Source organism: Allorhizobium undicola ORS 992 = ATCC 700741 (assembly GCF_000621665.1).
Classification (GTDB): Bacteria; Pseudomonadota; Alphaproteobacteria; order Rhizobiales; family Rhizobiaceae; genus Allorhizobium; species Allorhizobium undicola.
In genome coordinates this window covers 12,873-35,733 of sequence record NZ_JHXQ01000001.1, presented here as the reverse complement: position 1 = coordinate 35,733, position 22,861 = coordinate 12,873, and the positions used below count along the sequence as shown (strand labels likewise).

28 protein-coding genes are annotated in these 22,861 nt (G+C 60.3%); 19 read left to right on the top strand and 9 right to left on the bottom strand.

Annotated elements, in window-relative coordinates; all coding sequences use genetic code 11:
* Nucleotides 1–47 precede the first annotated feature (47 nt).
* Nucleotides 48–782: a hypothetical protein gene (locus tag T424_RS0100195; protein WP_027485928.1), complete on the top strand. Its 735-nt coding sequence runs from the start codon at nucleotides 48–50 to the stop codon at nucleotides 780–782.
* Nucleotides 783–800: 18 nt separating this feature from the next.
* Here the strand turns inward: T424_RS0100195 and T424_RS0100190 are convergent, their stop codons facing one another.
* Complete coding sequence (locus T424_RS0100190) at nucleotides 801–2,000, bottom strand: AI-2E family transporter (RefSeq protein ID WP_245269369.1); 1,200 nt, start codon at nucleotides 1,998–2,000, stop codon at nucleotides 801–803.
* Between the two features lie 80 nt (nucleotides 2,001–2,080).
* Here T424_RS0100190 and T424_RS19815 point away from each other — a divergent pair, with 80 nt between their 5' ends.
* Nucleotides 2,081–2,893 carry a polysaccharide deacetylase family protein gene (locus tag T424_RS19815; RefSeq protein WP_084268341.1) on the top strand — a complete coding sequence of 271 codons (813 nt, stop codon included), beginning with the start codon at nucleotides 2,081–2,083 and terminating at the stop codon, nucleotides 2,891–2,893.
* Nucleotides 2,894–2,961: 68 nt separating this feature from the next.
* Nucleotides 2,962–3,381: a universal stress protein gene (locus tag T424_RS0100180; protein WP_027485926.1), complete on the top strand. Its 420-nt coding sequence runs from the start codon at nucleotides 2,962–2,964 to the stop codon at nucleotides 3,379–3,381.
* A 112-nt stretch (nucleotides 3,382–3,493) separates the two neighbouring features.
* Here the strand turns inward: T424_RS0100180 and T424_RS0100175 are convergent, their stop codons facing one another.
* A complete protein-coding gene (locus tag T424_RS0100175) occupies nucleotides 3,494–3,871 on the bottom strand; it encodes an MAPEG family protein (protein WP_027485925.1) in 378 nt (125 codons plus the stop codon).
* Between the two features lie 195 nt (nucleotides 3,872–4,066).
* Between T424_RS0100175 and trhA the strand changes: the two genes are divergently transcribed.
* Both trhA and T424_RS0100165 read left to right on the top strand, forming a co-directional pair.
* Nucleotides 4,067–4,720 (top strand): PAQR family membrane homeostasis protein TrhA, encoded by a 654-nt coding sequence (trhA, locus tag T424_RS0100170; RefSeq protein WP_027485924.1) that lies wholly within the window; start codon nucleotides 4,067–4,069, stop codon nucleotides 4,718–4,720.
* A gap of 424 nt (nucleotides 4,721–5,144) precedes the next feature.
* Entirely contained in the window at nucleotides 5,145–5,657 is a 513-nt protein-coding gene (locus T424_RS0100165) for a GNAT family N-acetyltransferase (RefSeq protein ID WP_027485923.1), read from the top strand.
* Between the two features lie 178 nt (nucleotides 5,658–5,835).
* Here the strand turns inward: T424_RS0100165 and T424_RS0100160 are convergent, their stop codons facing one another.
* Complete coding sequence (locus T424_RS0100160) at nucleotides 5,836–6,105, bottom strand: DUF2798 domain-containing protein (protein ID WP_027485922.1); 270 nt, start codon at nucleotides 6,103–6,105, stop codon at nucleotides 5,836–5,838.
* A gap of 183 nt (nucleotides 6,106–6,288) precedes the next feature.
* Between T424_RS0100160 and T424_RS0100155 the strand changes: the two genes are divergently transcribed.
* Complete coding sequence (locus tag T424_RS0100155) at nucleotides 6,289–7,221, top strand: LysR family transcriptional regulator (protein ID WP_027485921.1); 933 nt, start codon at nucleotides 6,289–6,291, stop codon at nucleotides 7,219–7,221.
* A gap of 9 nt (nucleotides 7,222–7,230) precedes the next feature.
* Here the strand turns inward: T424_RS0100155 and T424_RS0100150 are convergent, their stop codons facing one another.
* Nucleotides 7,231–7,620 carry a DUF930 domain-containing protein gene (locus T424_RS0100150; protein ID WP_027485920.1) on the bottom strand — a complete coding sequence of 130 codons (390 nt, stop codon included), beginning with the start codon at nucleotides 7,618–7,620 and terminating at the stop codon, nucleotides 7,231–7,233.
* A 161-nt stretch (nucleotides 7,621–7,781) separates the two neighbouring features.
* On the opposite strand from T424_RS0100150, the gene T424_RS0100145 reads away from it, so the two are divergent.
* Entirely contained in the window at nucleotides 7,782–9,911 is a 2,130-nt protein-coding gene (locus tag T424_RS0100145) for a S9 family peptidase (protein WP_051558721.1), read from the top strand.
* A 78-nt stretch (nucleotides 9,912–9,989) separates the two neighbouring features.
* Here T424_RS0100145 and T424_RS0100140 read toward each other — a convergent pair whose 3' ends face one another.
* Complete coding sequence (locus T424_RS0100140; RefSeq protein ID WP_051558696.1) at nucleotides 9,990–10,466, bottom strand: fascin domain-containing protein; 477 nt, start codon at nucleotides 10,464–10,466, stop codon at nucleotides 9,990–9,992.
* Nucleotides 10,467–10,864: 398 nt separating this feature from the next.
* On the opposite strand from T424_RS0100140, the gene T424_RS0100135 reads away from it, so the two are divergent.
* The 3 genes from T424_RS0100135 (at nucleotide 10,865) to T424_RS0100125 (ending at nucleotide 12,916) form a co-directional block, all read left to right on the top strand.
* Nucleotides 10,865–11,749, top strand: coding sequence for a branched-chain amino acid aminotransferase (locus tag T424_RS0100135; protein WP_027485917.1), 885 nt, complete (start codon nucleotides 10,865–10,867; stop codon nucleotides 11,747–11,749).
* Nucleotides 11,750–11,758: 9 nt separating this feature from the next.
* Nucleotides 11,759–12,100 carry a YkgJ family cysteine cluster protein gene (locus tag T424_RS0100130; RefSeq protein ID WP_027485916.1) on the top strand — a complete coding sequence of 114 codons (342 nt, stop codon included), beginning with the start codon at nucleotides 11,759–11,761 and terminating at the stop codon, nucleotides 12,098–12,100.
* A gap of 213 nt (nucleotides 12,101–12,313) precedes the next feature.
* Nucleotides 12,314–12,916, top strand: coding sequence for a superoxide dismutase (locus T424_RS0100125; RefSeq protein ID WP_027485915.1), 603 nt, complete (start codon nucleotides 12,314–12,316; stop codon nucleotides 12,914–12,916).
* Between the two features lie 92 nt (nucleotides 12,917–13,008).
* On the opposite strand, the gene T424_RS0100120 is transcribed toward T424_RS0100125, so the two are convergent.
* A complete protein-coding gene (locus tag T424_RS0100120) occupies nucleotides 13,009–13,422 on the bottom strand; it encodes a winged helix-turn-helix transcriptional regulator (RefSeq protein WP_027485914.1) in 414 nt (137 codons plus the stop codon).
* Nucleotides 13,423–13,505: 83 nt separating this feature from the next.
* Here T424_RS0100120 and T424_RS0100115 point away from each other — a divergent pair, with 83 nt between their 5' ends.
* Complete coding sequence (locus T424_RS0100115; protein ID WP_027485913.1) at nucleotides 13,506–14,108, top strand: FMN-dependent NADH-azoreductase; 603 nt, start codon at nucleotides 13,506–13,508, stop codon at nucleotides 14,106–14,108.
* Between the two features lie 79 nt (nucleotides 14,109–14,187).
* Here the strand turns inward: T424_RS0100115 and T424_RS0100110 are convergent, their stop codons facing one another.
* Entirely contained in the window at nucleotides 14,188–14,691 is a 504-nt protein-coding gene (locus T424_RS0100110; protein WP_027485912.1) for a GNAT family N-acetyltransferase, read from the bottom strand.
* A 176-nt stretch (nucleotides 14,692–14,867) separates the two neighbouring features.
* On the opposite strand from T424_RS0100110, the gene T424_RS19810 reads away from it, so the two are divergent.
* The 3 genes from T424_RS19810 (at nucleotide 14,868) to T424_RS0100095 (ending at nucleotide 17,565) form a co-directional block, all read left to right on the top strand.
* Entirely contained in the window at nucleotides 14,868–15,767 is a 900-nt protein-coding gene (locus tag T424_RS19810; protein ID WP_051558695.1) for a metallophosphoesterase, read from the top strand.
* Between the two features lie 217 nt (nucleotides 15,768–15,984).
* Nucleotides 15,985–16,431, top strand: a complete 447-nt coding sequence (locus T424_RS0100100) for a c-type cytochrome (protein ID WP_027485911.1) — start codon at nucleotides 15,985–15,987, stop codon at nucleotides 16,429–16,431.
* 225 nt (nucleotides 16,432–16,656) lie between these two features.
* Nucleotides 16,657–17,565 carry a cytochrome c gene (locus tag T424_RS0100095; RefSeq protein ID WP_027485910.1) on the top strand — a complete coding sequence of 303 codons (909 nt, stop codon included), beginning with the start codon at nucleotides 16,657–16,659 and terminating at the stop codon, nucleotides 17,563–17,565.
* A 100-nt stretch (nucleotides 17,566–17,665) separates the two neighbouring features.
* Here T424_RS0100095 and T424_RS0100090 read toward each other — a convergent pair whose 3' ends face one another.
* Together T424_RS0100090 and T424_RS0100085 are read right to left on the bottom strand one after the other, a co-directional pair.
* Nucleotides 17,666–17,893, bottom strand: a complete 228-nt coding sequence (locus T424_RS0100090) for a hypothetical protein (protein ID WP_245269366.1) — start codon at nucleotides 17,891–17,893, stop codon at nucleotides 17,666–17,668.
* Between the two features lie 140 nt (nucleotides 17,894–18,033).
* Nucleotides 18,034–18,522, bottom strand: coding sequence for a GNAT family N-acetyltransferase (locus T424_RS0100085; RefSeq protein ID WP_027485908.1), 489 nt, complete (start codon nucleotides 18,520–18,522; stop codon nucleotides 18,034–18,036).
* Between the two features lie 222 nt (nucleotides 18,523–18,744).
* On the opposite strand from T424_RS0100085, the gene T424_RS0100075 reads away from it, so the two are divergent.
* From T424_RS0100075 to T424_RS0100055, 5 genes are all read left to right on the top strand, one after another.
* On the top strand, nucleotides 18,745–19,041 hold the full coding sequence (locus T424_RS0100075) for a hypothetical protein (protein ID WP_154664748.1): 297 nt from the start codon (nucleotides 18,745–18,747) through the stop codon (nucleotides 19,039–19,041).
* Nucleotides 19,042–19,102: 61 nt separating this feature from the next.
* A complete protein-coding gene (locus T424_RS0100070) occupies nucleotides 19,103–20,236 on the top strand; it encodes an ABC transporter substrate-binding protein (protein ID WP_051558694.1) in 1,134 nt (377 codons plus the stop codon).
* Between the two features lie 4 nt (nucleotides 20,237–20,240).
* Nucleotides 20,241–21,284 (top strand): FecCD family ABC transporter permease, encoded by a 1,044-nt coding sequence (locus tag T424_RS0100065; RefSeq protein ID WP_027485905.1) that lies wholly within the window; start codon nucleotides 20,241–20,243, stop codon nucleotides 21,282–21,284.
* Complete coding sequence (locus tag T424_RS19805) at nucleotides 21,281–22,132, top strand: ABC transporter ATP-binding protein (protein WP_084268340.1); 852 nt, start codon at nucleotides 21,281–21,283, stop codon at nucleotides 22,130–22,132. The genes T424_RS0100065 and T424_RS19805 overlap by 4 nt, the downstream gene beginning before the upstream one ends.
* Complete coding sequence (locus T424_RS0100055) at nucleotides 22,129–22,575, top strand: pseudoazurin (RefSeq protein ID WP_027485904.1); 447 nt, start codon at nucleotides 22,129–22,131, stop codon at nucleotides 22,573–22,575. The genes T424_RS19805 and T424_RS0100055 overlap by 4 nt, the downstream gene beginning before the upstream one ends.
* Nucleotides 22,576–22,861: the final 286 nt, after the last annotated feature.

Genomic DNA, 22,861 nt, shown 5'->3' with positions numbered 1-22,861 from the left:
TTTGCAGATCGTCTTCAAGTCTTTTCCAGCCCATGACGGAGATTTTCATGAAAAAGCGCACCCTGTTTCTGGCGGCCCTTACCGGTTTCATCGTCCTTGCCACATTGGACCGGGCGGTTGCCTTTCGCTCCAGCGCAACAGCGCTTGCCGAGGTAAACGACCTTGCCGGCATTACGAGCATCAGCATTGCCGGCGAGGCAAGCCATATCAGCCTTGCCACCGCGCCGGGTCAGCCTTTCACGGCCAGTCTCTCCGAAAGGCGGGATGGCTGGGGTGCCGTCTGGCGCTCGGCCTGGTCGCAAGGAAGCTGCGCCAGCGGGGCCAGCCTGCGGCGTGACGGCAATGAACTGATCGTGGACACGGGCCATCGCCCGGCGATGGACTGGTCGGATTGCACGCTGGAGCTTACGGCCAACCTGCCGCCGGAGGTCTCTGTGCTGGTGCGCCAGAAGGCAGCCAGGATCGACATGGCGGGTGATTTTGACCAGGCCGACATCGATGCGGCGGCGGGCGACGTATCCTTCACCGGCCATGCGAGGGAGCTTGCGCTTTCGGGAGCAGCCATGCGGGCAAAGGCTGTCTATTCCAGCGTGCGCAACGACGAGACCATTCGGTTGAGCGGCAGAATGATGGATGCGACGCTGCGCTTCCTCACCCCCACGCCTGTCAGCTACGCCGTGGAAGCTACCGCCTCCTTCATCGACAGCCGCCTTCCCAATGTGCCGGGCGCAAAGCCCGCCATCTCCATCAAGGGCGACATGGTGCGGGCAAGGATCGAATAGGCCGCACCTCCTGCCCGGTCAATCCGGCAGCTTCGGCTTGGGCGCGGCCTGCGGCGTAAGTTCCTGAAAAATCGCCATGCCGATCAGCGACAGTGGCACGGCCAGCATGGCGCCTGCCGCGCCCCAGACCCAGGTCCAGAAAATGATGGCGAAGAACACGGCGAAGGCGTTGATTTCCAGCCTTCGCCCCATCACCGCAGGCGTCACCAGATTTTCCACCAGCGTATGCACCGTGAAAAAGGCGGCGGCTGGAAGCAGGCCCACCACGCTGCCATGGGTCATCAAACCGCCAATGGCCAGCGCGATCGTCATGGCGGTCACGCCAAGAAAAGGAACGAAACTGGACAGGAAGGCGAAAAACGCCCAGAGAATCGGCAATTGCAGCCCGCCCAGCCAGGCAATCAGCAGCATGGCAAGCCCCACACCGGCATAGATCAGCGAGGCGGTGGCGAAATAGAAGCCCAGTGCCGTTTCAATGGCATGGATGGTGCGAATGGCGGAAAGGCGTCTGGCGCGATCGCGAAAGGCAATGATCAGCGTTTTGCGAATGGTCTGGCGGCTGGCCAGAAACAGCGCAAGTGCCGCAAAGAAAATCAGCGTCTGGATGATGGCTGGCGTGACGCGCAGCGCAACGGCGGAAAGTATGCTGCCGCCATTGTCGATGATCTTGTCCATGCCGCCATTGGATGAAAAGCGGAACAGATGAAAACGCTGCAAAAGCGGCGTGGCGCGGTCGAGAAGCCCTTCGGCAATGCCGGGAAGATCGCCGGCCAGTTGCGAAAGCGGCGTGGCCAATGCACTGGCCGTGGCAAACATAACCACGCCAAAAGCCGTGGTGAGAAAAAGCGCGCTGACCATCGGCGGAATGCCGATGGCATTCAGCCGGTCTGCGGCAAGGCCCAGAATAAGGCCCACCACCACAGCCAGCGTCACCGGCATGAGAATATCGCCCGCCTCATGCAGGCCCGCAATGGCAAGGATAGTGAAAATGCCGATGACGGACCAGGCCTGCGCCAGTTCCAGCGCCGTTTTGCGCCGTCGCCTGCCCTGCCCCGGTTCGCGGTTTCGCTCATTGTGCAAAATGCGGCGCGCGACCGTGTCGTCCATGATGAATTCGCCCCCTGATGTCACCCGTTGCCCGGCCAGGCCAAGGGCATCGCTGCCCTCAAAACGTGCAGGCAGGAAGCATGTTCCATAAGCAGAGGCTTGAATGCTCATTTGCCTTTCCGATGGAGACGGGTCTTGACGGCGCGCGGATTTCAGCGTTTCACCGGGGCAGAAATTCCTGGATATTGCCCATGCCCTGGTCCCGCCTGTTCCGCCGCTTTTTGCGCTGCCATTTGCTGGCACTCGCCGCCCTCGTGCCGCCTTGTGCAAACCCGGCAATGGCGCGCCCCGCCGGATTGCTGGAGCCTTCCCTGCATGTGGCACCCGGGGCCAAGGCGGCCCCGCAGGTTGCAGTGACGCTGGATGCCTGCATGGGCCAGACCGATCAGCGCATTCTCGACACGCTGCTTGCCGAAAATATCAAGGCGACGATTTTCGTCACCGCCCGCTGGATCCGCAGCAATCCGCAGGCGGTTTCGGTTTTGAAAAGCCGGCCGGACCTGTTCGAGGTGGAAAATCATGGCGAAAACCATGTTCCTCCAATCGATCGGCCGCTTTCGGTCTATGGCATTGCTGCGGCCGGGTCGCCCGAGGCCGTGGCGCGGGAGGTGAGCGGCGGGGCAGAGGCCATCATCGCGGCAGGCTTTCCCGCGCCGCGCTGGTTTCGCGGCGCAACCGCCCTTTACACCCCCTCCTCCATGGCCCAGATCCGGGCCATGGGTTTCGAGATCGCCGGATTTTCCATCAATGGCGATTCCGGCTCGCTGCTGGGGGCGAATGCCGCCGAAAAGCAGTTCGAGCACGCCCGCGACGGCGATGTGCTGATTGCCCATATCAACCAGCCCACCCACGCAGCAGGCGAAGGCGTGGCTGCCGGATTGAAGGCGCTGAAGGCGCGCGGGCTTCGCTTCGTGCTGCTGAAGGAGGCGCCTTTGCCCCGTTCGCCAGCGCCTGAGGCCCCCGGCTCCGTTTCCGCCCTGCATCCCAAGGCCGTCTCCTATTGATCGGGATCAACGCATCCGCGTGATGGCGCGGCGACAATGGCGCAAAGGCAAAAGCCAGGAGAAGCGTCATGTTTAAAAAGATCATCGTGCCTGTGGATTGCGGCCAAATGGGCAAGGGCGAAAAAAGCCTGCGGCAGGCGGCAAGCCTCAAGAACCCGGATGGCGAAATCATCTTGCTGACGGTGGTGGAGAAAATTCCCGCCTACCTCACCATCGATGTGCCCTATGAACTGAACGCGACGGCCGGTGACGAGGCACGCCGGATCGTTTCACATCTTGCCAGCCGCACCGGCATCGAGGCGAAAGTAGAACTGCGCTTTGGTGCCGCCGCCCATGAAATTCTGGAATGCGCCCGCGATCACGCCGCCGATCTCATCATCATCGCCTCGCATGTGCCGGATTTTTCCAACTATCTGATTGGCGCAACCGCTGACCGCGTCGTGCGCCATGCGCGCTGCTCTGTTCTGGTCAGCCGGGAAGAGGCGTAGGGCATTCTCAGGAAAAGTGCGCAAAACCGGAGGCCACTTTTGCTGGAAATGCTTCTGCTTTGCTTGCGCATTTCCGGACGCAAAACCGGAGGCCACTTTTGCTGGAAATGCTTTATTTCAACAGCGCCGCGATGGTGCCGCCCATCAGCAGAATGAAGGCGATGATCCACGAGAGCATGGCGCCTGCGCCACGCTTTTTGGCATCGGCATAATATTCGGCGGCGTGAAACACCCGCGCGCCCGTCCAGCACAGGCCCAGCAGGCCCGCCAGTTGATCGGACAGATAGAAGCCGAACAACCACAAGGACGGTAAAAAGAAGATCAACTGCTCGGCCGTGTTCTGCTGCACGCGGAAAATGCGCTCGAAATTTTCGTCGCCGGTGGTTTTCGGAGCCTTTACGCCAAATTGCTGGCGCGCCCGCGCCACCTTCACGAAAAACCAGTTATAGGCGATCAGTGCCATGAAAGTGGCAAGCACGGTAAAGCGCATCACGAAACTCCGCAGGGTCTTGCAGGCACAAAAGTTTCACGCGCGCCGTGCCGCAGGAAGCTTGCCGCAACGGGGTAAACTTTATCTGAAGACTCGAGATCCTCCCCGGTGAAATCGCCGGGAGCAATTTCCGTTCATGTCATGCTAATCTTGGATGCCTATGGTGGAGCGAAAGACAGCAGGGCGGAGCGCGGCATGAGCGAAGATTTCCGTTTCGGGCGGCATTACGATGTGCATGAACTGGTGGCCGATGGCATCGTGCACGGGGTGGGCGTGGTGCTGGCACTGATTGGCGTGACGGCGCTGATTTTCTACGCCACGGTTTTTACCAGCTACGGTGAAATTGCCGCCGCCTGGATTTACGGTCTCGGGCTCGTCACTGCCCTTGCCGCATCCTTTACCTATAATATGTGGCCGCGCTCGCGCACCAAGGCCTATTTGCGCCGTCTGGACCATTCGGCGATTTTCCTGCTGATTGCCGCCACCTACACACCCTTTCTGCAACGCGGTGCCGATGAATGGGGCCTGTTGGCGCTTCTCCTCGGCATCTGGGCGATTGCCGCAGGCGGCATCTTCATCAAATGGCGCTTTCCGGGCCGCTATGACCGCCTGTGCATTCTGCTTTACCTGGCCATGGGCTGGAGCGGCATGATTGCCGCCGGGCCGATTTCAGAGCGGTTGCCGCCAATGGCCATGGCGCTCATCGTCATTGGCGGTGTGCTTTATTCCACCGGCGTCATTTTTCATGTGTGGCAAAGGCTGCGGTTTCAAAATGCCATCTGGCACGGTTTCGTGGTGGTGGCCGCCGCCGTGCATTATTCCGCCGTGCTGATTTCGCTGGGGGCGTGACGGCAGGGCGTTTCCTGCGCCCGGCAAGATGGTGTAAGACTACAGCGCCGTGCGTTTTATCAAACGCCACAGTACACGACGCTGCGGTTTTGCGTGTGGTTTACCCCCCTCTGTCCTGCCGGACATTTCCCCCTCAAGGGGGGAGATCGGCAAGATCAAGGCCCTGCCTACGTTCTTGAGAAAGGTCGTAATCACACCTATTCTTTGAAGAATGGCGCTTTGTCCGTATTGCAATCTCCCCCCTTGAGGGGGAGATGCCTGGCAAGGCAGAGGGGGGTAGGCCATGCCTCAGCGTCGTGTACTGTGATCAAACGCACGAAGGACACTGTAACACTTTAAATCTGCTGCATAATTTTCACCTTAAACCGATTCCGGTTTAAGGAATTATGCAGTAGTCTCGACCCAGACAGGACCCTTACGCCCCATGACCCCGGAAGAACCAGCGCCACTTGTCATTCGCGATGCGACCGAAGCCGATCTTGCCGCCATTCGCGACATTTACAACCATGCGGTGGAACACACGACCGCCATCTGGAACGAGGTGCTGATCGATCTCGACAATCGCCGCGCCTGGATGGAGCTTCGCCACGCCCGCGGCTTTCCCGTGCTGGTGGCCGAGCGCGAGGGGCGCGTGGCGGGCTATGCCTCCTATGGCGACTGGCGGGCCTTTGACGGCTATCGCCACACGGTGGAACATTCCGTCTATGTGGAAAAGAACCAGCGCGGCGCAGGCATTGGCAAGGCGCTGATGCGCGCGCTGATCGAAAGAGCCCGCGGCGCCAACATGCATGTGATGATCGCCGCCATCGAGGCAGGCAATGCCGCCTCGATCCGGCTGCATGAAAGCCTGGGCTTTCGCCTCGTGGGCATTCACGAACAGGTTGGCATGAAATTCGGCCGCTGGCTGGACCTCGCGGCCATGGAACTGCGGCTTTAGAGCGTCGTGCGGTAAATATGATGCTCCAGGGTGTGTGGGGATTCGACGTTGGGTGAGGCGAAAACGGTGATTTGCGAGAACCGGAGCGGAGTGTACTTAATGTACATGAGCACCGGGAGCGCAGCAAATTGCCGTTTGCAGCCCGCCCAACGTTGAATAACCACACACCCTAAGCTGTTCACGCTGGCGGATGTACGCACAGCGCCGTCAGCCGCGTGACGATGGGCCGCACGATCAGCACCGCCAGAAACGCCATGGGCATGGCCGTTTGCCATGAATTCCAGGTGCGGTGCATGAGATCATAGGTCAGCCCGCCGGAAACGGCGGCAATGCCCGCACACATGATGAGCGCCATGATATTGGCGGTGAAAAAGGCCGAAACCAGCGGGCCGGTGCGGTGATGCAGCTTGTAGCGGCGGCGGGCCGCATCGCGCTCTTGAATGTTCATGTCGAATACCTCTTTGCCTGGGGTCTCGAAAACTGACGAAAACAAGGGGACGGCTGCATCGGAACCGTCCTTCCGATCCGGCCGCTTTTGATATGCTGCCTGCCGGGGCGCAATTTGGGTAGAAGAGCACCACCAATTTCAGTATAAAGGAAAAGTTACGAATAACAGGGTGTTTCGTTAGCCATGAGCAATTTGCGCGGCATAGACAGTTTCATCCGCGCCGTGGAAGGCGGCAGCATTGCCGCCGCCGCCCGCCAGCTTGGCGTGACGCCCGCCGCCGCCAGCCAGAATATCGCGCGGCTGGAGGAAGAGCTGGGCGCCAGGCTTTTGCTGCGCACCACGCGGCGGCTGGCCCTGACGGAAGCGGGCAAGATCTATTTCGAGCGGGTCAGGCAGGTCATGGCCGATCTGGACATGGCGCAGGCAGCACTCAACGCGCTCAATGAACGGCCACAGGGGCGGCTTCGCGTCGCGGTGTCGGCTGCCGTGGGAAGGCATGTGATTGCGCCGCTCATTCCCGGCTTTTCGGCGGCCTATCCGGATGTGTCGGTTGAACTCATTCTCAGCGACGAAAAGCCCGACCATATCCGCGACGAGATCGACGTGAGCATCCGCCTTTTCCGGCCAAGTGGCGGCGGACTGATAACCCGGCGGCTGGGGGCCGTGCCCATCCTGATCTGTGCTGCGCCCGACTATCTGGAAAAGCGCGGCATTCCGCAGGAGCCGGAAGACCTGAAACACCATGATTGCCTGCTGTTTCGCAGCCCCTTCGACGGGCGGCTTCTGCCCTGGGGCTTTTTGCGAAACGGATTGCGTTTCGAGCCGGACCTGCATGTCAGCGTGATCTGCAACGACATCGATGCGCTGGCGCGCATGACGGTGGGCGGTGCGGGCATTTCCCGGCTGGGCGCTTTTGCCGCGCGCGATCTGGTGACGAGCGGCAGGCTGGTGGCGCTTTTTACCGGCCAGGGCGGCACCGAGGCCGATCCCGAACCGCTGGATTTCCACATCTGCGTGCAGGACCGGCAGACCATTCTGCCCAAGACCCGCCTGTTCATCGATCACATCGTGGCGGGTTGGCGGGCGCTGCCGCAGTGGACCCCGGCCGCACCCTGACGGGCGGGACTATTCGTAAAGGTAATATTTCTTCCAGCTCTCCTTCGGCACGACATCGCCCAGCTGATAGTTGAAGCTTTTTACATCGAGACTGCCATTGCTGGTCACGCAATCATATTTCAGCCGGTACCATTGCCCTTTCGAGCGCACCACCGCGCCGGGGGCGCGCAGATGCGCGCCATCGCCCATGGTCTTGCCAAAGGTATAGGCAATGACCTTATCCGGCTCGATGCCGTGGCGATCCTTGTTGATGCGGTTCATCGCTTCCATGTCGCAGCGTTGCTCCAGCCGTTCGGAGGGCGAAAGCGCCTTGAGCTGGCGGGTTGTGGCCGCATCCAGCGCAAAGGCGGAAGACGCAAAAACAAGCCCCGAACCAACGGCTAAAATCAACAAACGCATTGAGAATTTTCCCTTCGAACTTCGATTCGCGGAACCATATTCTCTCAGCAACTGTGAATCCACCCACCACGGCCAGCTTCCCGCTTTTGTGATAGGCAGGGGTTTTTGCTTGAATGGCGGGCGGCCTGTGGCTATCTCTTGGCCATCCGATGTCCGTTTTCATGAGCGCTCCCTTGTCTTCAAAATCTCCCTTCACCGGCCTGCCCACCCCCGCCACGGCCCGGAAGAGCCCCGTGAGCGATACCCGCCACGGCGTGACCCGCACCGACGATTACGCCTGGCTGCGGGCCGCAAACTGGCAGCAGATGTTCAAGGATACCTCCATTCTCGACCCGGAAATCCGGGCGCTGCTGGAGGCGGAAAACGCCTATATGGAAGCAGCCATGGCCGATACCGGCGATGTGCAGAAGCAGCTTTTTGCCGAAATGAAAGGCCGCATCAAGGAAGACGACAGTTCCGTACCGGTCAAGGACGGCCCCTTTGCCTATGGCAGCGCCTTTGTGACGGGGGGCGAACAGCCGCGCTATTTCCGCATTCCGCGCGACGGCGACGTGAAGGACGAAGGTCTGCGCGACATTTTGCTGGATGGCGACAAGGAAGCGGCGGGCAAGGACTATTTCCGCCTGTCCGGCATCGACAATTGCGGCGATCACAGCCTGGGCATCTGGGGCTATGACGACAAGGGCTCGGAATATTTCACGCTGCGCATCCGCGATCTCGCCAGCAAGCAGGACCTGCCGGACGTGCTGGAAAACACCGCTGGCGGCGGCGTCTGGGCGCCGGATGGCAAGAGCTTTTTCTATACGCTTCAGGATGAGAACCATCGCCCCTCCAAGGTCTTCCATCACATCATCGGCCAGCCGCAATCCGCCGACCGGCTGGTTTACGAGGAAAAGGATCCCGGATTTTTCATGGGCGTCGGCGGCTCGCTGCTGGACGACGTGATCTATATCGACATTCACGACCACGAGACCTCGGAATACCGGCTGATTTCCACGAAGGATGTCACGGCAGAGCCCGTGGTGGTGGCCGCCCGCGAGGAGGGCGTGGAATATTCCATGACGGAGGGCGGCGACGTCTTCTATATCCTCACCAATGACGGCGACGCCAAGGATTTCAAGATCATGCAGGCGCCCTTCGCCGCGCCGGGCAAGGAAAACTGGACGGAAGTGGTGCCGCATGAGCCGGGCCGCCTCATTCTCTCCCACATGGCCTATGCCCGCCATCTGGTGTGGCTGGAGCGGCGCGAGGGCCTGCCGGTCATCATGATCCGCGACCGGCAAAGCGGTGAGGAACACGCCATTTCCTTCAAGGAAGAGGCCTATTCGCTGGGGCTTCAGGGCGCAGGCGAATATGACACGGATGTCATTCGCTTCTCCTATTCGTCGATGACCACGCCCAGCCAGCTCTTCGATTACAACATGGCAACGCGCGAGCGCGTGCTTTTGAAGACGCAGGAAGTGCCCTCTGGCCATAACCCGGAGGATTACGTCACCCGCCGCGTTTTCGCCAAAGCCCATGACGGCGAGGATGTGCCGGTGACATTGCTTTACCGCAAGAATGTGGCGCTGGACGGTTCCGCCCCCTGCCTGCTTTACGGCTATGGCGCATATGGCATCACCATTCCGGCGGGCTTCAACACCGCCTGCCTGTCGCTGGTCGATCGCGGCTTTGTCTATGCCATTGCCCATATCCGTGGCGGCAAGGACAAGGGCTTCCACTGGTATGAAGACGGCAAGATGGAAAAGAAGGTCAATACCTTCAAGGATTTCATCGCCGCAGCCGACCATCTGGTGCGCGAAGGTTTCACCTCTCACCGCAATATCATTGCCGAGGGAGGCTCGGCGGGCGGCATGTTGATGGGGGCCGTGGCCAATATGGCGCCGGAAAAATTCGGCGGCATCATCGCCGCCGTGCCCTTCGTGGACGTGCTGAACACCATGCTGGACGATACCCTGCCGCTGACCCCGCCGGAATGGCCCGAATGGGGCAATCCCATCGAGTCGGAAGAGGAATATCGCTGGATTGCCGCCTATAGCCCCTATGACAATGTCGGCGACAAGCCCTACCCGCCCATGCTGGTTCTCTCCGGCCTCACCGATCCGCGCGTGACCTATTGGGAGCCGACGAAATGGGTGGCCAAGCTGCGCGAAAAGGCACCGGATGCCGGCCCCTATCTGCTGAAAACCAACATGGCCGCCGGCCATGGCGGCAAATCCGGCCGCTTCCAGCGGCTGGAGGAAGTGGCCTTCGAATATGCCTTCGCCATCAAGGTGGCGGGCATTATGTAAAGGTTTGGACACTGCGGCCTGCCATGGCAGGCCGCAGGGCGGGATCATTTCCGGCGATCCCCTTTTCAGCCCCGCGGCTCAGGCGGCCGCGTCGATGATGTGGAATTTCTCCCAGGGGCCGACATTGATCTGTGCATTCACATGGCCAGAGCCGCCATCGGTGGACTTGGTGACGTCACGCCCGTCCATGCGGAGATAAAGGCCCGGAAAGGCGCGCGATTCAAAGGCCACCGTGCCATCGGCCTGCGGACGCAGGATGAAATGTTCGTAGCTGCCCGCTGGCTTGTACTGGCCGTTGACGACGCCGCCGCCATTATCCTGTCCATAGGCGACACCTTTGCCGTCGAGACGCAGATAGACATCGGGAAACGCATTGGAGCGGATGGTAACGCTGCCGTCTTCGCGGGCATCGATATGGAAAGCCTCCCATGGACCTGCGCCGAACTGGCAATTGACAGTGCCTAAGCCCTTGCCATCGGGATGGCTGGCGCCCTGCGCCTCCAGGCGAAGAAAGACATTCTTGAAAGCTGCGGACTGAATATTCTTGAGGGCCATGAAAAAATCTCCCGAAATATGAAGCTGCGCCCAATGCGCTGGCGCAACCTATGGGAGATGAAGGGGATTGTGCAATTTTAAATTAAGGTTGCATGAAATTGCAACCAAATCTGGCCGATCCGGCACCGGCCACGGATAACACGGCGACCTGAAATACTCTAAAGCGTGCCGCGATCTTTCGGATTCACTCCTGACGCTTTGCGTCATTGTTTTGTCGCATGTCGTTATCGCAAATCGGCTACACACTTTTGCGCGACAGCGCTTTAGGATCAATAGCTTTGATCGATCCATTTATCTCTTTGAAATTTCGTAATTATTTTTGGATCGTCCATGCTTTTTGCTTGACCATGCCGAACCTTGGGTGTTTCGTGCCGACGCACCACCTGAAGGAGAAACACATGGCAGTCGATACGCGCGCGCCCACCCCCACCTGGACATGGGTTGATGGAGAATGGCTGGAGGGCAATCCGCCTTTGATCGGGCCGGTATCCCATGCCATGTGGCTGGGCTCGACGGTGTTCGACGGCGCGCGCTGGTTCGATGGGCTGACGCCCGATCTCGACCTTCACTGCCAGCGCATCAACCGCTCGGCCATGGCCATCGGGCTCAAGCCCACCATGACGCCGGAGGAAATCGAGAGGCTGGCGCTTGAGGGGGTCTCCCGCTTCGATGGCAAGACGGCGCTTTACATCAAGCCGATGTATTGGGCCGAACATGGCGCGCCGGGTTCGGTGGTCGCCGCCGGTGCGGACAGCACCCGCTTTGCGCTGTGCCTGTTCGAATCTCCCATGCACACCGCAAAGCCGCATAGCCTGACGCTTTCGCCCTTCCGCCGCCCCTCGCCGGAATGCGCCATGACGGAGGCCAAGACCGGCAGCCTCTACCCCAATTCCGGCCGGATGATTCTGGAGGCGCGGGCGCGGGGTTTCGACAATGCCCTGGTGCGCGACCTCACCGGCAACGTGGTGGAAACCGCCTCCTCCAACGTTTTCATGGTCAGGGATGGCGTGGTTTTCACCCCGATTGCCAACCGCACCTTTCTGGCGGGCATTACGCGGGCGCGGGTGATCGGCCTGTTGCGGCAGGCAGGCTTCGACGTGCGCGAGGTGACACTTTCTCCGGAGGATTTTCTGAGCGCCGACGAGGTGTTCACCACCGGCAATTATTCCAAGATCGCGCCCGTCAGCCGCCTCGATGGCCGTGAATACGCCCAAACCACGGTTGCGGCACGCGCGCTTGAGCTTTACATGGAGTTTGCCCGCCGCCCGCGCGCCACGACCTGACGGAGCCTCATGCCGGAAACATCGCCGCCTGAAATTTTCGATTGTCAGAGTTGCGGGGCCTGTTGCGCCTATAGCGAAGACTGGCCGCGCTTTTCGCTGGAAACGGACGAGCAGATCGCGGCCATTCCGGCAAAATTCGTCGCGGCGAACGAATGCGGCATGAAGTTTGAAAACGGCCGCTGCACCGCGCTGACGGGAGAGATCGGCAAGCATGTGGGCTGCGGTGTCTATGCCGTGCGCCCGCAGGTGTGCCGCGACTGTATGCCTGGCGACCCGGAATGCCGGATTGCCCGCGAGGCTCTGGGCTTTCCGGTCAACGATCTTCCCGATGAGGAGATCTGGTGGAATTGAAAAAGCTTATCCCCGCCACCGCATTTGACGAAACAAAACTTTTCGACAGGGAACAAAATTACCCGTCCAAGGCGTTGCCTCCATGGCGCGGGCCTCCTATGTTCCAGCCAACCCGGACCCCGCCGACCCGGACCTTCAGTTTCAACGCATTTCCGCAGGGAAAGCGGCTTACCCTTCCCCGGAGATGTTTCACGCCAAGAGGAGATACCTGATATGGCTTTCGAACTTCCCGAACTCCCCTATGCCTATGATTCGCTGGCGCCCTTCATGTCGGCTGAAACGCTGGAGTTTCACCACGACAAGCATCACATGGCCTATGTTACCAACGGCAACAACCTGCTGAAGGATAGCGGCCTGGAAGGCCTGTCGCTGGAAGAGATCGTCAAGCAGTCCTATGGCAAGAATGCCGGTCTGTTCAACAATGCCGGCCAGCATTACAACCACATCCACTTCTGGAAGTGGATGAAGAAGGACGGCGGCGGCAACAAGCTGCCCGGCAAGTTGCAGGCGGCCATCGACAGCGATCTGGGCGGCTATGACAAGTTCAAGGCCGATTTCGTCGCCGCTGGCACCACGCAGTTCGGCTCCGGATGGGCCTGGCTTTCCGTCAAGAACGGCAAGCTGGAAATCTCCAAGACCCCGAACGGCGAAAACCCGCTGGTTCACGGCGCAAGCCCGATCCTCGGCGTCGATGTCTGGGAACATTCCTACTATATCGACTACCGCAACGCCCGCCCGAAATATCTGGAAGCCTTCGTGGACAGCCTGATCAACTGGGATTACGTGCTGGAAATGTACGAAGCCGCCGCAAAGTAAGCCGGTGCATTTTCAGGAAAAGTGTAGCCACGCTTTTCCGTTCGGAAATGCGCAAAACAAAGACTGGAAAATCCGGCTTCGCGCCGGATTTTTCATATCTCCCCGGCAGAGCGATCATAGGCGGCGCGCGCCTTGGCAATGCGGTCGTGATGCTCGAAGGCCCAGTTGCCCAGCGCCTCCACCGGCTGGCGCAGCGAGTGGCCAAGATCGGTCAATTCGTAATCCACCCGCGGCGGAATGGTCGGATAGACGGTGCGTTTCACCAGCCCGTCACGCTCAAGCCCGCGCAGCGTCAGGGTCAACATACGCTGCGAGACATCGCCGATGCGCCGCTTCAGCTCGTTGAACCGGCACGGGCCTTCCGCAAGAAGCATGACGGTCAAAACGCTCCACTTGTCGCCAATGCGCGTCAACACGCTGTTGACGGTGTGGCAACGGCCGTGAAAATGGCCGGAAACCTCGGCTTTTTCAACGGGTTCAGTCACATTGCTGTAACCGGGTTCCATTCATGTGCCTCCTTGCGCGGTTCAAACGGTTCTCATAAGTGTCCCGGTATCTATTTTATACCATTCAAGGAAGGTCAAGCACCATGAAACTTCTGCATCTCGATTCCAGCGTTCTCGGCCCCTATTCCGTCAGCCGCGATCTCAGCGCCTCCATCGTCAAGAAGCTTTCGGGCGCTGACGTGAGCTATCGCGATCTGGCCGCCAACACCATTCCGCACCTGTCCGGCCTGACGCTGGCCGCCGCCATGGGCAATTACGATGCCTCCAACGATGAAGCCACCAAGGCCGATCTGGCGCTGAGCGGCGAACTCATCGAAGAGTTCCTGGCCTCCGACGTCGTTGTCATCGGCGCGGGCTTCTACAATTTCGGCATTCCGAGCCAGCTCAAGGCCTGGATCGACCGCATCTGCGTGGCTGGCAAGACCTTCAAATACGGCGCCAACGGCCCGGAAGGCCTGTGCGGCGGCAAGCGTGTCATCGTGGCGCTGGCCCGTGGCGGCGTCTACTCCCAAGGTCCGGCAGCGGCCATGGAACATGCCGAAACCTACCTGAAGGGCGTTTTCACCTTCCTCGGCATCACGGATCTGGAATTCGTCATCGCCGAAGGTGTCAGCATGGGCGATGAAGCCAAGGCTTCCGCCGTCAACGGCGCCAAGGCCACTATTGACGGCCTGAAGGCCGCCTGATCGGCTTCACCTTGCAAAGGCTTGAAAATGCGGCGCTTTCGCCGCATTTTCTTATTCCGCGACAAAGCGGCATATTCGCTTACCGCGCAAGCTTCGTCCAGCGCTCGTGGTCCTGCCATGCGCCATTGATGCGCAGGTAAAGCCTTGAATAGCCTTCCTTTTCAAAACCCGCCCGCCGCACCATGGCAAGCGAGCGGTGATTGTCCGGCTGGATATTGGCCTCGATGCGCAGCAGGCGGATGTCCTCGAAGCCGTAGCGGGTGACAAGCTCCAGCGCCTCGCTCATCAATCCCCGCCCCTGAAAGGCGGCCATGCCGTAATAGCCGAGATAGGCGCTGCGGAAATTCAGACCCATGGAAATCTGCGAGAAGGTGAAAACCCCCACCACGCCATCGCTTTCCACCTCGCGCGCCACAAGGGCGGCCTGCGGGCCGGTGAAGATCTGGTCCAGCCACAGATGAAAACCATCCAGCGTGGTGAAGGGCTCGGCATAGGGCGCGTGCCAGTCGCGGCTTGCGATATTGGCCGCCACCAGTTCCGGCCCATCCCGGCGGCAGGCCGGAGAAATCCTTACCCGTGTCATGGTCTTCCTTCATCCTTACGTCATGACAGCGCCGTGCATTTCAGCCACCGCACCAATGGCTCTGTAACGCATTGACTCTGCTGTATATTCTTTACATAAAATCGATTCCGGCCTAAGCTGTTATGCGGTAAATCCGCGTAACGACATGCCCTGCCCCACCGAACTCAGGGAGAGCTATGGAAAATCCGCTGCCTCATCAAGCCTCTCCGGGAAAATCACCGGGGCTCAGGCTCGGTATCATTGCCGATCCGCAATATGCCGACCTGCCGCCGGATGCTGGCATGAACCGCTATTACCACAAGAGCCTGGACAAGATGCGTCAGGCGATTGAGCTGTTCAACAGCCGCAACCTCGATCTCGTCATCCTGCTGGGCGACCTGATCGACCGGGGCGAGCAGCATTTTCAGCCGGCGCTGGACGTGCTGGCCACTTGCCGCCATGAATGCCTGCTTTTGCCGGGAAACCACGATTTTGCCATTGCTCCGCAGTTGCGGCAGGGGGTTTATGCCCGCTTTGCCATGCCCGCCCGCTATTATAGCCGCAGCCTTCAGGGTATTCGACTGCTGGTGACGGATGGCTGCGAGGTTTCCACCTTCGCCACGCAACCGGGCTCTGCGCAGCAGGAAGAGGCTCGCCGCCAGCTGGTCCGGCTTCGGGCCGAGCGCGCCCTCAACGCCCATGACTGGAACGCCGCCATGAGCGAAAGCCAGATTGAATGGCTGAAGCGCCAGCTGGACGAGGCCGGACGAGCCGGTGAAAAGGCGCTGGTTCTCGGTCACTATCCGTTGCACCCCTTCACCGATCATTGCCTGTGGAACGGAAAAGAGGTGGCCTCCATGCTGGCGGCCCATCCCGCGGCGCTCGCGCATTTTTCCGGCCATGACCATCGCGGCGGATATGGACAACTCGGCACCATGCCGTTCATCACCTTTTGCGGCATGGTCGATGGCGAAGCCGAAACAGCCTTTGCCATTGCCACGGTAACGGCGCAGGCCCTCACCATTGAAGGGTTTGGCCGCCAGCCCAGTCTCCAGTTGCCGCAAAATGGCGCGCCTGCCAATTTCATGACTGAATAACTCTTCTTTATCAGGCACTTGCCGCCTTTACATCACCATAATGTGACCGGCATAAGGGAGGAAATGCGCAAAGCGGCACTGAGCTTTTCAATCAGGCTGCTATCATGCGGCAAAGGTAAGCGGGCCGGTGGCGGGACAAACCCTGTGGCTTGCGGTGTTGCCACGACAGGATTTCGCCGGAAAGGTCCGGCGAGGAAAAGGGAGAGCGGATATGAAGATGAAACTGGGCGCCATCGCGCTTGTGGGCCTCTGTCTTGGCGTCGGCATGGCTGGCATGGCTGGCGCTGCCGACGAGCCGCAGGTGGTGCGGGCCGGGCTGATGAAGAAGGCAGGCGGCGCGCTGGGCGCAATGGCGGCCATCGCCAAGGGCGAAAAGCCCTATGACGCGGCAACGGTGAAAACCTCGCTCACCACCTTGCAGGATGTTGCCAAGGCTTTCCCGGAACAATTCCCCAAAGGTTCGGAAACCGGCTTCAACACCGAAGCCAGCCCGAAGATCTGGGAAAACATGGATGACTTCAAGGCCCATGCCAAGAAGCTGGAAACCGCAGCCGCCACGCAGCTTGCCACCCTGCCCGCCGATCAGGCTGGCGTTGGCGCGGCGGTAAAGGCCATTGGCGGCACCTGTGGCGAATGCCACCAGATCTATCGCCTGAAGCGCTGAGCGGAGAGGTGCCAGAGGCATGACCGCTTCGGCCAGTCCGAAGCGGTCAGACGCCATGAGTGATGGTTTCGGGACAGGCACTACTACATAATTCCTTAAATCGGAATCGATCCAAGGTAAAAATTATGCAGCAGATTGAGGGTCTTGCCCCGAAACATTCGTGACCGCTGCGCAAGGGGCGTGAGCGGTTAAAGTATTGTCCGGAAAAAATGCCAGGAAAGCTTCATGGGCAAGACGGCAGGATTTGCAGCATTGGCCATTATCGCGGCGGGACTGGCGGCAACGGCTGGCGCCTTCTGGCTTGCGCCGCAACGCCAGCCCGCTTCGGTCTGGGACAATACCGGCCCGGCCGATCTTGCCAATGGCAAGCGGATTTTCTTTGCGGGCGGCTGTTCAAGCTGCCATGCCGCTCCCGGTGCAACGGGCAACGACCGCCTGCTGTTGGGCGGCGGCGTGACGCTGAAAACCGGCTTCGGCACCTTCCACGCGCCCAATATCTCACCCGGCCCGCAAGGAATTGGCGGCTGGTCGCTGGCGGAGTTCGGCGATGCGCTGACCCGCGGCATTGGCCGTCAGGGCGAAAACCTATACCCCTCCCTGCCCTACACCTCCTATGCACGGATGAAGCCGCAAGACGTGGCTGATCTGTTCGCCTTCATCAAGACGCTGCCGGAAAGCGCGCAGGATACGCTCCCGCATGAGCTCGGCTTTCCTTTCAACCAGCGCCTGCTTTTGACCGGCTGGAAAATCCTGTTTTTCTCCGAAAAACCCCGCGTGCAGCTTGCCGCCGCCAGCCCCGAGCTGCTCCAGGGGCAATATCTGGTGGAAGGCCCCGGCCATTGCGGCGAATGCCACACGCCCCGCAACCTGCTGGGCGGCTTCAAGTCCTCCGCATGGCTGGCAGGCGGCCCCGCGCCCGAAGGCGATGGCAAGATCCCCAACATCACCCCCGCCTCGCCGGAGATCGGCAAATGGTCGGCGGAAGAGATCGCCTCCTATCTGGAAACCGGCTTCACGCCCGAATTCGACAGCGTTGGCGGTTCCATGGTCGAAGTGCAGAAAAATATGGCCGAACTGCCCGCCAGCGACCGCGCCGCCATTGCCGCCTATCTCAAGGCCATCCCCGGACATTAAAGCATGTCGCGCAAAACTGTGCAGCGGTTTTGCGATAACGACATGCCACAAAACAATGACTTAAAGCGGCAGGAGCGAATCTGAAAGATCGCGACACGCTTTAATGCTGCACCGGCGGATTGCGCGACCACTCTTGCAAGGTGGTCTTGATCAGCACCAGCGCCGCATCGCGGGCCTGCTGGCGTTCGCGCGGGTCGATAATGCCGCTCAGGCGGTTTTCGAAGCTGCGGATGGTTTCCCGCAGCCAGCCATGCAAGGCCGGGTCGGGGTGGTTTTCAAGCAGGGCGCGAATGGTGCTTTCCATGCGCCTTTGTTCTGTCATCGTCATGACGGTCCTCCTGACCGTGGAATTTCGGGATTGCCAAACCGGGCAATATCATTTTGTCGAAAACAGGGGCTTTCAACAGGCTATGAACGGTGGCTTGCGCCAGCCATTTCAGATACAAGCCCCTGATTGTGGGGATAATTTCAGGCAAGAGCCTGCAAGAAGCGCATTCCCGTGACCGGGCGGGGAATGAATTCCAGCTGCTCGTAGAAGCGGTGTGCGGCGAAATTGCCCGTGGCGGCGCTGACGGACAGGTAATCACAACCGGCCTGACGGGCCACGTCGCGGGCCCGTGAAATCAGGTGCTGGCCAATGCCATTGCCCCGTTGGCCGTCGCGCACGAAAAGCTGATGCAATTCCATGCCGCGACGCCCCTCATCGGCCCGGTAGAGCGGCATGAGAATGGCATAGCCCAAAAGCCCCTCGCCGCCATCGGCCACCAGCGCGCTGATCCACGGCGTTGGACCGAAGAGATCGCGGCGCAGCTTTTCCACCGTCATCGTTGCGGCGTCGCCGTGATGGGCGGCCAGAAGGCCGATCATGTCGTTCAATTCCGCCAGATCTTCACGGCGCGCATGGCGGATGGAAACCACCATCGGGCGCGGAAGGGTCAAATCGCTGTCTTCGGTCATTGTCGAGGTCCCTTGGGCTTTCATTCGGGGCTGTTCGCCATCCGGTTATTGTTTTGCCGCTGTCAGGGAGAACTCGGTTTTTTCAACAACAAGGCCGCCTGACGGCGGCCTGTTGACATGGTGATCTGTCGGGCCGCCTGTTAAAGGAAGGCCCAAAAATACGAGCAGGAAATCATGGTGCGCGTGTCGATCATGCTGGAGGTATGAGCCCCATGACCTGCAATGTCAAGCACCGAATTGACAGCGGGCAGGATGCAAATCCCAAAAAAAATCCATTGCGCCGCAAGGCGTGAACCTGCCGAGACCGCTGTTCCTCATAACCATCATGGCCCATCAGCAAAATCGCAAGACCGCGCAAAACGGCATATCGCCGCAAAGACCCCGCGCAAATCCGGCGCATTTGCAGGAAAACAACACGAACGCGAAAAGCCGGCCAGAGACGCTCTGTCCGGCTTTTCATTTTTGCGAAAAAACGAAGATAAGATATTAAAATTGATGGAAAAATTTCCAAAATCGTGAACTTGACATAACAACTCATGTAAACCTATGGCGTGTGCATTCAATTGTCGGGGACTTTCGAATGCAGCTTTATCACCTTTCAAAAACCCTTCGTATCGCCGCTGGTGCGGCCGTTTTCGCACTGGCCTTTTCCTCGTCCGCCATGGCCGAGCAAAAGACCTTCAAGGATGTTATCGGTCGCGAGGTCAAGGCCGACCTGCCGTCCAAGCGCGTGCTGCTGGGCTTTTATTTCGAAGACTACATGGCCGTTGGCGGCGAGGCATCCTTCGACAAGGTGGTTGGTCTTTCGCGCGAGGCCTGGGAGGGCTGGCGTCCGACCAGCTGGACGAAATATGTCGCCCATCGCCCGTCGCTGAACAGCCTGCCGGATGTGGGCGAGGTTGAAGCCCAGACCTTCTCCGTGGAAAAAGTGCTGGAACTCAAGCCCGACATGGTGGTGCTGGCCGACTGGCAATACAAGGGCCTTGGTCTTGATGCAGAGCGCATCGAAGAGGCCGGAATTGCCATTGCCGTGGTGGATTTCAACGCCCAGACGCTGGAGCGCCACCTCGATAGCGCCCGCGTTCTCGGCCTGATCACCGGGCAGGAAGGCCGCGCGGCCACGATTTCGGCCGAATACAAGGCCGCAGCCGACCAGATCGCAAAGCGCATCGCGGATGCAAAAAAGCCGCAGCCGAAGATCTATGTCGAATTCGGCAACAAGGGACCGGCCGAATACAGCTTCACCTATGGCAAGAACATGTGGGGCGCCATGGCCACCGCATCGGGTGGCGACAACATCGCCGCGCCCTTCGTGGAATGGTGGGGACCGATCAACCCGGAACAGGTGCTGGCCTCCAGGCCCGATGTCGTGGTCATCGCCGGCACCGAATCCCGCAAGAACCCCACCAGCATGTTGATGGGCGAAGGCATCGCCCGCAAGGAAGCCGTGGAGCGACTGAAGGGCTTCACCACCCGCGCGGGCTGGAGCCAGCTTCCCGCCGTTCAGAATGGCCGCGTCTACGGCGTCTATCAGGGCGCTTCGCGGTCGCTGGCCGACTATCCGATGATGCAATTCTTCGCCAAGGTGCTTTACCCGGAACTGTTTGCCGACCTGAACCCGGAACAGGCCTATAAGGACTTCTACAAGAAGTATCTGCCGGTGACGCCGGAAGGCACCTTCACCGTTTCCCTGTCGGACAAGACCGACGGCTGAACCGATGACCGGCGCCTCCATCGTCGCGTCCGCAATTGCAAGCCAGCGCCGCCGTGAAAGGCGGCGCTGGCGTCTGCTGTTTGCCACCGCGCTCTTCTGTTGTGTCACGCTGATCTTCGACATCGGCACCGGCCCCTCCATGCTTTCGCCGGATCGGGTGCTGTCTGCCCTGTTGCGGCTTGACGGCGCCGATCCGATGACGCTTGCCATCGTCAACGATCTGCGCCTGCCCATGGCGCTGATGGCGCTGGTGGTGGGGGCGGCGCTGGGGGCTGGCGGCGCCGAAATCCAGACCCTGCTGAACAATCCCATGGCCAGCCCCTACACGCTGGGCCTTGCCGCTGCCGCGGGCCTTGGCGCGGCCTTCAGCATTTTCACCGGCGGTTTTGGCCTGCATCCGGCCATAGCCGTACCGCTGGGGGCGTTTTTCTTCTCCATGCTGGCCTCGGCCTTTCTGTTCATTCTGGCCGCCTATGCCAATATCACCTCCACCATGCTGGTGCTGGCAGGCATTGCGCTGCTGTTTCTTTTCCAGTCGCTGCTGTCGCTGCTGCAATTCATCGCCTCGCCGGAAGTGGGCCAGCAAATCCTGTTCTGGCTGTTCGGCAGCCTCACCAAAACCACGTGGACCAGCCTTTGGGTGACGCTCGGCGTCACGGTTTTCTGCATCGTGCTGTTGTTTCGCGATGCCTGGAAGCTCACCGCGCTGCGGCTTGGCGAGGCCCGCGCCCAGAGCCTTGGGGTCAACCTCACGCGGCTTCGGCTCACCACGCTGATCCTGACCGGGCTCATGACCTCCACCGCCATCAGCTTTGTCGGCATCATCGGCTTTGTCGGGCTTGTCGCGCCGCATGTGGCGCGCCTGCTGGTGGGCGAGGACCAGCGCTTCTTCCTGCCCATGTCCATGGTGGCGGGGGCGGCCTTCCTGTCCATGGCCTCGGTGATGTCCAAGGTCGTCATTCCCGGCGCGCTCTTTCCCGTCGGCATCGTCACCGCCATGGTGGGCGTGCCGTTTTTCTTCTGGATCATGCTGTCACGACGCCGATGAACGCCCTTACGCTCGACAAGATCACGCTCTTTCGCGGCAGCCATTGCGTTGTCCGCGACCTGTCGCTTTCGCTGGAACCCGGCAAGGTGCATGTCATTCTCGGCCCGAACGGGGCGGGAAAATCCTCGCTGCTCCGGGCGGTTTTCGGCGAATTCCGTGTGCAGTCCGGCACCATCTCGCGTGGGGGGCAAAGCCTTTCGCCAGCCCATCTCAGGCAATGGCGCAGCCAGATCGGCTATATGCCGCAGGATACCGCGCTCGATGCCTCGCTGACGGCGCTGGAAGTGGTGCTGCTGGGGCGCATGGACGAGTTGTCTTTCCATATCGATGACGAAACGCTGCGCCTGGCGGCGCAAACCATGCAGGCAGTGGGCGTCGGCCATCTGGCCAGCCACGACATTCTGTCGCTCAGCGGCGGCCAGCGCCAGCTCACGCTGTTTGCCCAGGTGCTGTTGCGCGATCCCGACATCCTGCTTCTGGACGAGCCGGTGAGCGCACTGGACATGCATCACCAGCAGACCCTGCTGGATATGGTGCATCGGGAAACCCGCGCCCGCAACCGTATCAGCATTCTGGTTCTGCACGATCTGAGCCTTGCCGCGCAATATGCCGACCAATTGATCCTGATCGGCGACGGTGCGCTGAAGGCCGCAGGCAGCCCGGCCGAGGTTCTGGATGCGCAACTGATCAGCCGCACCTATGGCGTCGAGGTGGAAATTCTTTACGACAGCGCGGGCGCGCCCGTGGTGCGGCCAAAACGCGCCGCCCGCCCGGAAAACCCCGCTCCACAGGACGCCAGACCGAATACCGTTTTGCAGGAAACGCCCTGGAGGAAAGAGACAGAATGAAAGCGCTGAAATCCACCCTTGCCGCCCTTGCCCTCATTGCCTTGCCCGCACTTGCCATAGGGGCCGATCACGAAATCCGCATGATGAATTTTGGCAAGGATGGCGGCATGGTCTTCGAACCGCCCTTCGTGAAGGCCGAAGTCGGCGATACCGTCACCTTCATTCCCGCCAATAGCAGCCATAATGTGCGCTCCTATGCGCTGCCCGCCGAGGTGGCCGCATGGAACACGCCGATGGACCAGAAAACCACGATCACGCTGGAAAAGCCGGGTGTCTACCTCTACTACTGCCCGCCGCATCTGATGATGGGCATGGTCGGCGTCATTCAGGCAGGCGCCCCGGTCAATCTTGACGAGGTGCGCCAGAAGGCCGAAAAATTGCGGCCGAAACTGGTGATGAAGGCAGACCGCCTCGAACGTTACCTGGGACAGGTCAGCCCGTGATGGCAAGTCCCCGGAAATGCCCGGTTGCTCCGGGCTTTCCACAGTATACGACGCTACGGTTTTGCGTGTGGCTTACCCCCCCTCTGTCCTGCCGGACATCTCCCCCTCAAGGGGGGAGATCGGCAAGATCAAGGCCCTGCCTACATTCCTGAAAAAGGCCGTCATCGCAAATACTCGTTGAAGGATGGCGCTTTGTCGACATGGCAATCTCCCCCCTTGAGGGGGAGATGCCTGGCAAGGCAGAGGGGGGTAGGCCAACCCGACATACCTCAGCGTCGTGTACTGT